This window comes from Helicobacter himalayensis (genome assembly GCF_001602095.1).
Classification (GTDB): domain Bacteria; phylum Campylobacterota; class Campylobacteria; order Campylobacterales; family Helicobacteraceae; genus Helicobacter_F; species Helicobacter_F himalayensis.
The window spans coordinates 496,669-510,186 of sequence record NZ_CP014991.1; the positions used below are offsets into that span (position 1 = coordinate 496,669).

16 protein-coding genes and 1 pseudogene are annotated in these 13,518 nt (G+C 40.3%); 15 read left to right on the top strand and 2 right to left on the bottom strand.

What is annotated here, in order from left to right:
- Window positions 1–38 precede the first annotated feature (38 nt).
- The 15 genes from fliQ to A3217_RS02450 all read left to right on the top strand — a co-directional run bounded on the left by fliQ (window position 39) and on the right by A3217_RS02450 (window position 11,690).
- Window positions 39–305, top strand: coding sequence for a flagellar biosynthesis protein FliQ (fliQ, locus tag A3217_RS02380; RefSeq protein ID WP_066387492.1), 267 nt, complete (start codon window positions 39–41; stop codon window positions 303–305).
- Complete coding sequence (locus tag A3217_RS02385; protein WP_066387497.1) at window positions 306–1,184, top strand: UDP-N-acetylmuramate dehydrogenase; 879 nt, start codon at window positions 306–308, stop codon at window positions 1,182–1,184.
- Between the two features lie 86 nt (window positions 1,185–1,270).
- The gene (locus A3217_RS02390; protein ID WP_082807848.1) at window positions 1,271–2,392 is read left to right on the top strand and encodes a glycosyltransferase; all 1,122 of its coding nucleotides are present in this window, start codon (window positions 1,271–1,273) and stop codon (window positions 2,390–2,392) included.
- Window positions 2,393–2,445: 53 nt separating this feature from the next.
- Window positions 2,446–4,218, top strand: a complete 1,773-nt coding sequence (locus A3217_RS02395; RefSeq protein WP_066387498.1) for a glucosyltransferase domain-containing protein — start codon at window positions 2,446–2,448, stop codon at window positions 4,216–4,218.
- A gap of 100 nt (window positions 4,219–4,318) precedes the next feature.
- Window positions 4,319–4,732 carry a GtrA family protein gene (locus A3217_RS02400; RefSeq protein WP_066387501.1) on the top strand — a complete coding sequence of 138 codons (414 nt, stop codon included), beginning with the start codon at window positions 4,319–4,321 and terminating at the stop codon, window positions 4,730–4,732.
- Between the two features lie 26 nt (window positions 4,733–4,758).
- The gene (gene ffh / locus A3217_RS02405; protein ID WP_066387503.1) at window positions 4,759–6,096 is read left to right on the top strand and encodes a signal recognition particle protein; all 1,338 of its coding nucleotides are present in this window, start codon (window positions 4,759–4,761) and stop codon (window positions 6,094–6,096) included.
- A gap of 88 nt (window positions 6,097–6,184) precedes the next feature.
- Entirely contained in the window at window positions 6,185–6,409 is a 225-nt protein-coding gene (gene rpsP, locus A3217_RS02410) for a 30S ribosomal protein S16 (RefSeq protein ID WP_066387505.1), read from the top strand.
- Window positions 6,410–6,471: 62 nt separating this feature from the next.
- The gene (locus A3217_RS02415; protein ID WP_066387508.1) at window positions 6,472–6,738 is read left to right on the top strand and encodes a KH domain-containing protein; all 267 of its coding nucleotides are present in this window, start codon (window positions 6,472–6,474) and stop codon (window positions 6,736–6,738) included.
- Entirely contained in the window at window positions 6,701–7,333 is a 633-nt protein-coding gene (rimM, locus tag A3217_RS02420) for a ribosome maturation factor RimM (protein ID WP_066387510.1), read from the top strand. The genes A3217_RS02415 and rimM overlap by 38 nt, the downstream gene beginning before the upstream one ends.
- A 4-nt stretch (window positions 7,334–7,337) precedes the next feature.
- On the top strand, window positions 7,338–8,072 hold the full coding sequence (trmD, locus tag A3217_RS02425) for a tRNA (guanosine(37)-N1)-methyltransferase TrmD (RefSeq protein WP_066387512.1): 735 nt from the start codon (window positions 7,338–7,340) through the stop codon (window positions 8,070–8,072).
- 33 nt (window positions 8,073–8,105) lie between these two features.
- Window positions 8,106–8,483 (top strand): 50S ribosomal protein L19, encoded by a 378-nt coding sequence (gene rplS / locus A3217_RS02430; RefSeq protein WP_066387514.1) that lies wholly within the window; start codon window positions 8,106–8,108, stop codon window positions 8,481–8,483.
- Between the two features lie 72 nt (window positions 8,484–8,555).
- Entirely contained in the window at window positions 8,556–9,542 is a 987-nt protein-coding gene (gene lpxD / locus A3217_RS02435) for a UDP-3-O-(3-hydroxymyristoyl)glucosamine N-acyltransferase (RefSeq protein WP_066389685.1), read from the top strand.
- The gene (locus A3217_RS02440; RefSeq protein ID WP_066387517.1) at window positions 9,539–10,549 is read left to right on the top strand and encodes a hypothetical protein; all 1,011 of its coding nucleotides are present in this window, start codon (window positions 9,539–9,541) and stop codon (window positions 10,547–10,549) included. Before lpxD ends, A3217_RS02440 begins: the two co-directional genes overlap by 4 nt.
- 72 nt (window positions 10,550–10,621) lie before the next feature.
- On the top strand, window positions 10,622–11,056 hold the full coding sequence (locus A3217_RS02445; RefSeq protein WP_066389687.1) for a diacylglycerol kinase: 435 nt from the start codon (window positions 10,622–10,624) through the stop codon (window positions 11,054–11,056).
- 88 nt (window positions 11,057–11,144) lie between these two features.
- Entirely contained in the window at window positions 11,145–11,690 is a 546-nt protein-coding gene (locus A3217_RS02450; protein WP_066387519.1) for a YceI family protein, read from the top strand.
- Between the two features lie 24 nt (window positions 11,691–11,714).
- Here the strand turns inward: A3217_RS02450 and A3217_RS02455 are convergent, their stop codons facing one another.
- A complete protein-coding gene (locus A3217_RS02455; RefSeq protein WP_066387522.1) occupies window positions 11,715–12,638 on the bottom strand; it encodes a glycosyltransferase in 924 nt (307 codons plus the stop codon).
- Between the two features lie 515 nt (window positions 12,639–13,153).
- A pseudogene (locus A3217_RS02460) lies at window positions 13,154–13,498 on the bottom strand (glycosyltransferase family A protein); the annotation flags it as partial.
- Between the last annotated feature and the right edge of the window lie 20 nt (window positions 13,499–13,518).

Here is a 13,518-nt window from a genome sequence, read left to right on the forward strand (position 1 = left end):
AATTTTCTAAACTCTTAAAATATAAAAAGGCGCAAATTATGGAGTCCCAACTTATGTCCCTTGCTGTGCAAACCTACAAACTCACTCTTATTCTCTCTCTTCCGATGTTGTTAGCTGGGCTTATTGTGGGGCTTTTGGTGAGTATTTTTCAAGCCACCACGCAGATTAATGAAATGACTTTAAGCTTCGTCCCAAAAATCCTTGCTGTCGTGGCTGTGATTATTTTTACAATGCCGTGGATGATTAGTATGATTACAGATTATGCGACAATGCTTATAAATATGATTCCAGATGTGAAATTTTAAGTGCAGACGCGCTGTATTGATTTTTCAAAATACTCTAGCTTGCGTATTGGCGCGCCTGTGGAGGTACATCTCATACGCTCAAGCAAGGATGCGCAAGAATGTGTAGCGCGTGGCTTTTCTCTTATTGGAAAAGCACAGAATCTCCTCATCTCTCCGTATGCCAAAAATCTTGCAATGCTTGATAAAGAAATTTTTAGTCGAATAATTATAGAAAGTCAAAGCGCCACAAATGGCGTGCAAGATGATAAAAAGCACACTCAAAGCAGCCAAAATAGCACGCAAAAAGAATGTGTGCTTGTGGGCGCAGCACTTAGCTCATCTAAAATTTTTAGTTTTTTTAAAACGCAAGATTTAGGTGGTGTGGAATTTTTGCAAGGCTTGCCCGGCTCACTTGGGGGTATTATTAAGATGAATGCAGGGCTTAAAAGTAGCAGTGGGCAAAATTATGAAATTTGTGAAATGCTAGATTCTATTAATATCAATGGCGAATGGATAGATGCGGAGAAAATCCCCTTTAGCTATCGTTCTAGCGGGATTAATGGGGTGATTTTGCAAGCGCGCCTTAAAAAAATACAAGGCTTTAATGACGCGCTTAGCAAGGATTTCCTCACTATCCGCGCTAAACACCCAAAAATGCCTAGCTGTGGGAGTTGCTTTAAAAATCCAAAGGGTGATTTTGCCGGTAGATTGCTAGAATCTGTGGGGCTAAAGGGCTTTAGTATCGGTGGTGTCGCTTTTAGTCCGCAACACGCAAATTTTTTGGTAAATCTCGGCGGGGGGAGCTTTGAAGATGCGTTTGCTCTTATTGAGCTTGCCAAAAAGCGCGTGTTTGAGGCTTTTAATATTATGCTTGAATGCGAAGTGCAGATAATTTCTTAAAAATTACAAGCAAAATGACTTAATAAAATTATTATTTAAAAAATTATAGAATCCGCGCTTATTTTTTGAAGTTTTGGGGGCAAAGTATGGAGCAAAAATTAAAACCTATCATCTCTATTGTCGTGCCTTGCTATAACGAAGAGGTTTCACTTCCGAGATTCTATGATGAGATTACAAAAGTAATGAATGAATCAAAAAGTCTGCTTGCAAACCATAATTTTTTACCTAAAAATGCACCATTTTATGAGTTAATCTTTGTTAATGACGGCTCAAAAGATAAGACGTTAGAAATCCTAGATTCCCTATGGGCAAAAAATAATAAGCTAAACACACAAGGCGCACAAAAAGAGTGCGAGATTGGTATATTTTCATTTTCGCGTAATTTTGGCAAGGAAGCTGCGATTTTAGCAGGATTGCAAAAGGCGTGCGGAGAGGGTGTGATACTGCTTGATGCGGACTTACAAGATCCGCCAAATTTGATTCCAAAAATGATAAAGATTTGGCTAGATTCTAGTCGAGAAATCAAAGTCGTCTATGCGCGACGCACCACACGCGCTGGAGAATCCAAAATACGCGCAAGCTTGAGCGAGGCGTTCTATAAGCTTTCAAATTGGATTTCTGAAGTCAAAATAGAATCTGGCGTGCGAGACTTCCGCCTTATGGATAGGGAAGTCATTGACGCGCTTTTGGAAATGAAAGAGTATCACCGCTTTTCAAAGGCGATGTTTGCGTGGGTGGGCTTCAAGCGCGAGTGCTTGGAGTATGAGTATATCCCGCATTTTAAGGAAAGCTCGAGCTGGAGCTTTTGGAAGTTATTTAAATACGCCGTTGAAGGGATTGTGAGTTTTAGCACAATGCCTTTACGAATCGCGTTTGTCATTGGCGCACTGATTTCTATATTTGCCGTTGCTTATGGAATCTATCGCATTGTAGATACGATAGTGTATGGCAATCCGGTGCCGGGTTACCCAAGCCTTATTGTGGTCATTACATTTATTGGCGGGATACAGCTGATGCTTTTGGGTGTGATTGGTGAATATATTGCAAGAATTTATGAGCAAGTGAAATGCCGCCCTATCTATATTTTAGAAAATCGCAGGAATGCAGAGGCTAACAAAAATGCAAAATCTAAAAAGATGGAATCTAATTTAAGTGCAGATTCTAATAGTCATTGCGAATGCAACGTGCCAGAGCGTGGCAATCCATAAAAGATAGCTTTGAAATAGAATCTAAAAAGCAAAACATTACACAAGGAGTTCATATGAATATCTTGTCCCGCTCATTTAGGGAATTTAAAGTCGCCTCTTGGGCATTTTTCCACACGCAAGGTTTTTGGAAATATTTTCTCGTTGCCTTTAGCCTTTATGGTTTGGGGATTTTGAGTCTTATCCGCGCAGATGTGTATTATATCGATGATTTGAACCGCGCAATCATCGGTTATAAAGAATGGGAGAATTTCTCACGCTATATTAGCTGGTTTCTTTCTACCTTTATGCATATGGATTCTGTGCTCTCTGATGTCTCACCGCTTACACAGCTTGTGGCGATTGCGTTTTTGAGCTTTGCTAGTCTTATTTTGGTGTGGAGTGTGCGGGAAGTCATTTGGAAAAATGAAGATTCTAATTGGGAATCTAGTGAGATTCCATACAAAAAGCGCCTAACTACGCTTGGCATTATCGCTTCCATTCCGCTTGGGCTTTCGCCTTATTTTTTAGAGGAGCTTTCTTTCAAATACGACTCGCCTTATATGGCGTTAAGTGTGCTTTTTAGCGTGATTCCATTTGTGTTTATTCACCATATTCGCGCGTATATCCCTGTTTCTATTCTTTGCTTGCTTGGTATGTGTATGACCTATCAAGCAAGTAGCGGGATTGAAGTGATTTTGGTGCTATTTTTTGCATTTTTGATGTTTAACCAAACAAATGCCGGTGTGAAAAAAGCTTTTGCTTTCATAGGTGTTTCTGCGCTTAACTATATCATCGCACTTGGCATTTTTAAGTTTTTCATTATGCACGAAAACTCACACGATCAAGCGAGCACTGCGATGCTAAAGGGAAGTGATTTGCTTAGTGGCTTTTTGCGAAATATGGATATGTATCTCAATTATCTTTGGAGCGACTTTGGCTTGGCAGGGGTGAAAATCTGCGTGTTGGTGCTACTTGGATTTTTTGTCATTTCTGCGATGTATCAAGCACGGATAAATAAGATTCTTTCCCTCATTTTAGCGCTTGCAGTGCTTTGTATTGGAATCTGCCTAAGTTATGGCACTTATCTCGTGCTAGAGCAGCCACTCACGCGCCCGCGCGCATTTATTGGTATTGGCGTATTTGTAGCAGCTCTTAGCGTGTATGTGGTGAGTGCGTGGCGTGGCTGGGCATATAAGCAAAAAGACCAGTCTCGCACCAACTCCACGCGTTATATTTCCCGCCCATTGCCACAAAGGGCGTTTTATATTTTAAGCGCGGTGATTGTTGGCTTTTGCTCTTGGTCGCTTGTGGTGTTTGCAAACTCTTATGGCAACGCACTTTCACAACAAAACGAATACCAAAAATTCCGCCTAACAGTGCTTTTAAATGATTTGGTAAATGCCACGCCGCGCTATGCTAATGCGGAAAACTATCTTTACAGAATCAAAGGTTGGGTGACAGCTTCACCTGCGCTAGAAAATGCCTCAAAACACTATCCGATAATGAAGCGCCTTGTGACGATTACGGATACAAAATATTGGGTGCGCACGGCGATGAAGCACTATGGTTGGGGTGAAGTGCCTGAAGAGCAACTTAAAACAATGCCGGTGACAGAGGATTTTAACGCACTCAAAGAAGATCCGCGTTGCGATCCTGCTACTGCGGGCAAACGACTGAAACTCATCGATAATATTTATCACAGAATCGAGGTGTATCCGAAATGCACATTGATTGAGTTTAAGGGCAAGGAGCGCTATATCCACACATTTGATAAGGAAGTGGCAAAGGATTTTCAAGAACGTTTGAATTTGGAGAGTGAAGATTCTATGCAAGATTCTTCCTTGTAAGAAAATGCGCCAGAATCTAACACAGAAGCCAAAACTGCGCCACACGTCAAAAGTGCTAAGTCAAATGAAATGAAATAGAGCTAAAAACGCGAGAATCTAAATGAGTCAAAAGTCATCAAAACAAAAATTGCAAGCGCTTTTGTCGCATTCTGCCCTACGTTATGGACTTGTGGGCGTGGCAAATACGATTGTGGGTCTTGGGGTAACTTTTTTTCTTACATTTATTGGCATTTTGCCCGAGCTTGCAAGCACGTTTGGAATCATCGTTGGCGTGATAAATTCCTACTTCCTTAACAAGCACTTTACTTTTAAATCGCAAAATTCTCATAAAAGTGATTTTGTGAGATTCTGCGTGGCCATGGGGATTTCTTATGCGGTGAATATGCTCATTCTTACGCTAAGTTTCCGCGTTTTTGAGATTGATAAGTATATCTCTATTATCATCGCAAATGTAGCTTACACCATCACAGGCTATTTTATTAGCCGATTTTGGGCATTTAAACAAAGGCAATAATTAAACCACAAACTTAAGGAGAAAACTTGTTTGACACACTAACTCAATCATTTAAAAATGTCGCAAATAAAATCCGCTTTAGCGATGATGAAAGGGCGCTAAAAAGCGCGTTGGAGGAGTTAAAGAGAATCTTGCTACGCAATGATGTCTATCACAAAGCCACAAAAGAGATTTTGCAATCTGTGGAATCTAAGACGAAGGCGCAGGGCATTGGCAAACAAAGCTTCAATAACGCGCTAGAGCAAAGCCTGCTTGAAATCCTGCGTACTTCAAAGCATTATGGCTTTATCTACGCACCTATGCCTCCTACAATTATTTTGATGATGGGTTTGCAAGGAAGTGGGAAAACCACTACCACCGCAAAGTTAGCAAATTATCTCAAAAGTCGCGGGAAAAAGGTATTGATGGCGGCGTGTGATTTGCAGCGCTTGGCTGCTGTGGAACAACTCATACAATTAGGACAAAGCATAGAAGTAGAAGTATTTGCACCCACACAACAGAATCCAAATGCGTTAGAAGTCGCTAAAGAGGCTAAACAAAAAGCTATTGGCGGGCATTTTGATGTACTCTTGATTGATACTGCTGGGCGCTTGGCGATAGATTCTCAATTAATGGAGGAGTTAAGCGCGATTAAAAAATCCATAAATCCCACAGAGTGCTTTTATGTGGCAGATTCTCTTGTAGGGCAGGAGGGTGTGAAAACAGCCGCGCTTTTTAATGAAAAAATAGGCATTGATGGCGTGATTTTGACAAAATTTGATAGCGATTCAAAAGGTGGCATTGCGCTTTCTGTGGCGTTTCAAATCGGCGTGCCATTGCGCTTTATTGGGAGCGGGGAGAAGGTGGCGGATTTGGATATTTTCTTGCCAGAACGCATTGTTTCACGTCTTATGGGGGCCGGGGATATTGCCTCATTAGCGGAAAAAACCGCAAGTGTGATTGATGAAAAAGAAGCAAAAAATATCACCAAGAAGCTCAAAAAAGGGCAGTTTAGCTTTGAGGATTTTTTAAACCAAATTGAAAATATCAAAAAATTAGGCTCGATGAGCTCGATTGTCTCAATGATTCCCGGACTTGGGAATATGGCAAGTGCGCTGAAAAATGTGGATTTGGATAATTCAAGTGAGATTAAAAATATCCGTGCGATGGTAAATTCTATGACGCCAAAAGAGCGTGCTAATCCTGATTTGCTCAACGGCTCAAGGCGCAAAAGGATAGCGCAAGGCAGCGGGCTTGATGTTGCGAGCATAAATCGTATTATTAAGCAGTTTGATAGTGCTGCAAAAATGGCAAAGAGAATGAGTCAAAAAGGCGGTATGCAGGATTTTATGAGTATGCTTGGAAATGCAAAATTCCCACGATGAGCCAAAATAAAGCTTTTTTAAGCAAAGAATCTTTATAATTGTCCGCTTAATTGACATATTTTTTCACATAATAAGGAGCACACAAGCAATGACCGTAATTCGTTTAACAAGAATGGGGCGCAAGAAAAAGCCTTTTTATCGTATTGTTGTTACAGATTCTCGCAAGAAGCGCGATGGTGGCTGGATAGAATCTCTAGGTTATTACAATCCACTTACACAGCCTGAAATTGTGAAATTTGACAAAGAGCGCTTGGCATATTGGAAAAGCGTTGGTGCAAAAATGAGCGAGCGCGTAGCAAAGCTTACAAAATAATCTTAAATCACAGCTTGCGAAAATCGCGGGCTGTTGCATTAGAATACATTTAGAGAATAGATATGAACAATGAAAGTAGGATAGAGGATTTTGTCGAAAAATACGCCAAAAAGATTGTAACCCAACCGCAGTGTATTAGGGTGCAGAGCACTTGCACGCAAGATGCGCAGGGCAATAAGCTAAAGGATATTTTGGTGTATGCGCATCCAGATGATGTAGGACGCTTGATAGGCAAAGAAGGCAAGATGATAAGCTCTCTTAAAACTCTCATATCTGGAGCAAAAGCAAAAGATGGGCAAAATTACAAAATCACCATTGAATCTTCCTAAACAGGCAGAAACCGCGCGTATCTACATTGGCAAGCTTGGGCGCAGTGTCGGCGTAAATGGCGCATTGCGTGTTTTTTTGCAGACGGATTTTCCGCAGTTTTTAAAACAAGGCGTAGTTCTTAGCACTTCTCACTCATTGTATCCTGCACTTGAAATCTTAGAGTTTCAAAGCGCGCATACTTCTAATAAAACACAATCCCATCAAAACACAGCACCTAGCACTCTTATCAGCTTTAAAAACATCACTTCAAAAGAGCAAGCAAGCCAGCTTACAAACACTTTGCTTTTTAGCAGTGTAGATTCTACGCGTGCGGTTTGCGAGTTAGGAGAGGGTGAGTTTTTTTGGTTTGATATTATTGGGTGTAAGATTATTGAGGAAGACACAGGGCTTGGCATTGTGAGTGAGATAGAGCGCATAGGGAGCATAGATTATCTCATTATTGAGACAAACAAGAATCTTTTGAGCGCAGATTCTAAGCCAAAATTACCAAAGCGTTTTTTACTCCCCTATATTGAGCGCTACATTCTTAAAACGCACCTTGAGACAAAAAGTATTTTCACTCAAGGTGCGCGCGGGATTTTAGAAGAGAGCTAGAGGAATGAAATTTAGTTTTTTGAGCCTTTTTCCACAGCTCATCGCACCTTACTTTACGGATTCTATCCTTAAGCGCGCGTGTGAAAAAGGAACAATCGAGTTTGAATGCATCAACCTGCGCGATTTTACCTCGCCACCGCATTTTAAGGCAGATTTTGCGCCTATTAGCGGTGGAGCGGGGCAGGTGCTACATTTAGAAATGCTAGCTTTAGCGTTGCAGAATTTTAGAGATTCTCATATTATTTTTTTAAGCCCTTGTGGGAAGCCATTTAATCAAAACGACTCCTTGCGTCTTAGCAAAAAAGGACATATTAGCTTCGTGTGTGGGCGCTATGAGGGCTTTGATGAGCGTGCGATTGAGCTTTTTGCGGATGAGGTGTTTAGCATTGGAGATTTTATTTTGACAGGTGGCGAGCTTGGCGCGCTAAGTTTAGCCGATAGCATTGCAAGGCAGGTTGAAGGCGTGCTTGGGAATAAAGATTCTCTCAAAGGCGAAAGCTTTGAATCTTATCTTTTAGAAGCGCCAAATTTTGCTAAAAGCAGCCCAAAAGTTGAAAAAATCTTGCAAGATTCTCAAAAATTGCAAGTGCCTTCAGAGTATTCAAAGGGAAATCGTAGTAGAATCGCGGACTTAAAAACAAACCTTGCAACCGCAAAGACAAAGTATTTTCGCCCTGATTTGTATATCACATTGAAGGTGCAAAGCACTGCTTATAAGCCTAAAAGCGCGCAAGAGTAAAACACACAAGGCAAAAACATAAGGAGTTTTAAGATGAGAAATAGATATATTGAGAGCTTTCAAAAAGCCCAAATTGGTGAGAGAAAAGTGCCATATTTTAAGGCAGGTGATACAATCAAGCTTGGTATTAAGATTATGGAAGGCGATAAAAGCAGGATTCAGAACTTTGAAGGCGTGTGTATCGCTATCCGCGGAAATGGCGTAGATAGGACTTTCACGGTGCGTAAAATTGGCGCAAATAATATCGGCGTGGAAAAAACTTTCCCACTTTATAGCGAGAGTTTAGATTCTATCCAAGTGTTAAGAATCGGGCGTGTGCGCAGAGCGAAACTTTATTATTTACGCAATAGAAGGGGTAAAGCAGCGCGTATCAAAGAATTCCGCAAGGACACAAGAACAAATAAAGCATGATCCGAGCCTTGGCGCATTGCGTCTCGTACTTTGGTTACTTTTTAAGGAGAAGTTGTGCGTTTGCAAGAAGCGATAGAGTTTTTAGAATCAAAAAATATTGCAGTGCGTTATTTTAATGCGAGCAAAGACTTTGAGTTAAGCGCTTTAGCCCCGTTAGAGCAGGCTACTCAAACGCAGATTAGCTACATTGACCAAGAAAAATACCTTGATTCTCTTGCGGATTCTCGCGTTGGTGCGGTTTTGGTGCGTCCAAATCACGCAAAGCTTGTCCCAGCGCACATTCAAGGCTTAGAAGTTGCAAATCCTCATCTTGCATTTGCCTATTTAAGTCATCTTTTCGCAAAGCCAGAATTTGCAAATCCCCATAAAAACTACACCCAAGAACTTTTGGAATCTAACCCCACACTTACCATCGCGTCAAATGTTTTTGTTGGCGAAAATGTTTCTATTGGTGCGCATACGCAGATTTTGCCCGGTGTGGTGATAAGCGATGATGTTTCAATTGGCGCGCATTGCAAGATTTATCCAAATGTAGTGATTTATCGCGACACACAAATTGGTGATAATGTCTCAATCCACGCGGGCAGCGTGATAGGAAGCGATGGTTTTGGCTACGCACACACAAGTGAAGGCAAACATATCAAAATCGAGCATAGTGGGCGTGTGGTGATAGAATCTTGCGTAGAAATTGGCGCAAATAACACCATCGATCGTGCTGTGTTTGGGGAAACACGTATCAAAAGTGGCGCGATTATCGATAATCTCGTGCAGGTGGGGCATAACTGCGTGGTTGGCGAAAATACGATTTTAGTCTCACAAGTTGGCTTGGCGGGCTCCACCACCACCGGGCGTAATGTCGTTATGGGCGGACAGGCAGGCACAGGCGGGCATATACATATTGGAGATTTTGTGCAAGTGGCTGGGCGTGGGGCTGTTGGGAAAAATCTTCCGCCAAATACAAAGTGGGGCGGACACCCGCTTATGGAGCTTGATGAATGGATGAAATTTTATGTAAGCCTGCGCCGATTGCTAAAGCAAAAAAAAGGAGAAATAGAATGAAAAAAAAAGTTGCATTTGGGTTGATTGGCGCTGGTGCGGTGGTTGTGATTGCCCTTCTTGTGGTAGTGCTTGTGCTTTCAAAGAAAATGAATGCGAGTTTGGAACAAGAAATTAATCGCTTTTTACAAGAAAAGGTGGCGAGTGCGGATTCTGAAATTTTAAGCTTTGAGCCTTTTGAATGTTTTGGGAAAACTAAAATTGCTTGCAAGTCAAAGGCTATTGTTTTTGGCGCGCCTAATTTGTTAAACATTGAAAAAGATGTGCAATCTAAGCAAACGCGCGCGGAATCTTGGCGATTTGAAAATATCGAGCTTGATTTAAGCGGGAGAGATTCTCAAGCAAATACGAGTGTGCAATTTCTTGCAAAAAATAGTGAAATTGCATTTAAAATCTCGTGCGACACTTCGCTTGATTTAGAATCTAAAAATACTCTGCATACAAGCACTGAGTGTTATGCAAAAAATGAAGAGTTCGCATACAATGGTTTTGGTAAGGTGCATTTTACCCTTACACACGATGATTTTGAAGGCAAGATACAAAATGCGCTGGCTATTTTGTTTGATACAAACAAAGAGGGTGATAATGGCGAGGAGGGCGAAGACAAACACAACGCGCTTGGCGTGAGGCTAGATTCTCTAGTGATTAATGAGCGTGCAAATGATTTGTTTGAAACATATAAAAAGACACTTGGAGCGGAAAATGAGGGTATGCTAGAAGGTATGCTTTTTGGATTTGCGCTGTTTAGTGGTATGTTGCAAAATGAATTGCAAGAGCAGAGCAATGAGGAGATTAAGGAGTTTCAATCTGCGCTTTTAAATGCGCTAAATAATGTTTTGATGGTCTTTAAGGGTGGATATGCGTTAAATATTGAGATAGCTAAAAAGGTCGATTATGAGCCGATTTTGCTTCCTCAAATCCAAGAGCGTGTCAGCCTTGAATGGCTTGCAAAGCACTATGTAATAGATTCTAATGTGCAAGCACTTGAAAATGAAAATAACGCAGAGTAGGGTGAATTTGTGTCAAATTTGCAAAATGTGGATTTACAGAATAAAAACTCACAAAACACGGAGACTCAAAATATGAATACTCAAAATGCCCACGTTCAAAATGTGTGCGAAAGTAAGCCCTCCGCGCCTTTTCGTAATGCAAAAAAAGGCAAAAAAGGTTTTAAGCGCATCGCGAATGCGTTTTTTTATTCTATTGATGGTGTGAAAGCCGCGTGGAGCGATGAAGTGGCGTTTCGTCAAGTAACATTACTTGCCTGCGCTTGTATCCCACTTGGCATTTTTTTGGCGCGCAGTTGGAGTGAGGGAATTTTGCTTCTACTGCCTTGCTTTTTAGCGCTTATGGTGGAGCTTATTAATTCCGCTATTGAAAACGCCATTGATTTCACAAGCACGCAAATCCACCCTCTAGCAAAGAAAGCAAAAGATATGGGAAGTGCCGTGCAACTGCTCACGCTCACATTTTGGGCACTCGTGTGGGGGTGGTATTTGATTGAGCGCTTTTGCTGATTATTTGTTTTTTGAACCTATAATCTTGAGGTTATGCTTAGTCTTTCAAAAAGTAAGTATAAACATAAAATATTTTAAAGGAGTGAATATGAGAGTAGTTTCATTTGTAGCGGCATTGGCTTTGGCTGGGAGTTTGAGCGCGGCGACTTTTCAAGTTGATGTCTCGCATTCATCAGTTGGATTTGAAGTAAAACATCTTATGGTGAGCAAGGTAAAAGGGGATTTTAAGAATTTTAGCGGTGAAGTAGAATTCGATGGCAAAAAGCTTACAAAACTCGAAGGACAAGTAAAAATCGCTGATATTAATACAAACAATGACGCAAGGGATAAGCATTTGAATGCACCAGATTTTTTTGATGCGAAAAAATTCCCAACAGCGACTTTCAAAATGACGAAACTTGAAAAAAACAAACTTTACGCAGATATTACAATACGTGGTGTAACGAAAAATATCGCGTTTGATGTAGATGTGAGCGGTCCTGTGAAACATCCAAAAACCGGCAAAGATTTGATTTCTATCTCTTTGAAAGGTGCGCTTAATCGTAAGGATTTCAAAGTGGGTGAAAGCACAGGCGATTCAAGTGTGAGCGAGCTTGTAGGCATTAATATCGAAATCGAAGCCACTGAAAAATAACTTCTTGAGCTATGCCTTAGAGCTTTAAGGTGTAGCACCTCTTAAATCTCTCAATTTGTCTTTTATAAATCCTAAAAGACGTGTTAAAAATATATATTGTGGTTTCTTAAGAACGAAGCGTTTCAAAAAATCTAATTTTCCAAAACTCATTTCATTGAGATAAGGGATAAAAGTCTGTAAATTTGGAATACAATTTTTAGGATCTTTTGGCAGAGATAAAAGATCTATGGCAACAGGTGAAATGCGAGTGAAACAAAATTTTTTTATATATAAGGTTGCTAAAGACTTTTTTCTATCTTCTAAAAGATCAAAAAATGCAAGACTTAAAATTAAATATTGTGTAGCAAAGTGATAGCGTTTAGCCAATATGGGGTTTCTGAAAGTTTTTGAATCTCTTGCTATTTTTGGTGAAATACCCTCAAATGTGCCTTTGGCAAGGGATTTCATTGTGCTATCACTACGAAATCTATAGTTGTATAATTTTTTAGGTGTCAAACAAATGCGACTGGCTTTTTCAAGCATACTGAGCGTAAAAATGCAATCTTCTCCGGGCATCACATTTATAAATAATTCCTTATTTTGTAAAAAGAAATCGAAATTTATAAAAAGCTTCCAGACAACAATATCAATAAACCCTTCTGCCTTAAGCAAATAGGCAAATAAATCTTCTTGTGAAAATATCTGTTCCTTCTCAAAATGCTGAGATTCTAACCAAGTTGGAGTTGCTGTAAGCGCTACTGGCATATCAATATAATTTTTTGAATCGAACTGCAAAATATCAAGATGATATTTTTGTGCAGCTCTCACACACTCCTCTACACATTCCTTTTCCCAATAATCATCAGAATCCAAAAAGATAATGTAATCAATATGTGGAGAAATATGAATGGTATGTGTGGATTCTAAAGAGTTTAGAGAGTTTAGAGAGTTTTTGGTGTCATTTTGCAAAGTATTTTCTTGTGCTTTGCTAGCTTGTGTAAAGACTTTCTTAATATTATAGGGATTTGGGTTTGTAACTTCATAGGTTTGTAGAGCTTTTATTCCTTCAATGCTATCGCCTGCGCGGGAGTGAATCCCGCTTGGCTCCGCTTCGCGTTCATACTTTGTATTTTGTTGGTTGATTGGGTTTGTAGATTCTGCAACGATGTTTGGTTGTTTGGAATCTATTCCTTCAATGCTATCGCCTGCGCGGGAGTGAATCCCGCTTGGCTCCGCTTCGCGTTCATACTTTGTATTTTGTTGGTTGATTGGGTTTGTAGATTCTGCAACGATGTTTGGTTGTTTGGAATCTATTCCTTCAATGCTATCGCCTGCGCGGGAGTGAATCCCGCTTGGCTCCGCTTCGCGTTCATACTTTGCGTTTTGTTGGTTGATTGGGTTTGTAGCTTTTAAACTAGTATTATCCCCCCCCCTATTTGCTCATTTAGGATTCTCTTAGCAAATCCTGTTTCTTTTTTGCTTATGTTTTGTTTGTCTTGGCTTTTGTATTCCTCAATATTGCTTTTTTGCAGTGTTATATTCCCACTGAAATATTCAATCCCTACATTTCTAGCACTGCTTTGTCCTCCATTTTCTTTATCAAGGAGGACAAAGCGAGAATCTCTTAAAACATATTCTTTTGCTATTTCTAGATTCTGTGCTTTTGTGCTTCCATCATTGACTAAAACTATATGTAGATTCTTATAGGTTTGATTGATTACAGAATCTAAGCATTCTCTTAAATATTGCTCCACATTGTAGATTGGGATAACTACGCCCACTTTCTTTTCTTGCTTTTGATTGAGTTTGGGGGATGGAATTTTATCCATAAACTATCCTTTTTAAATCA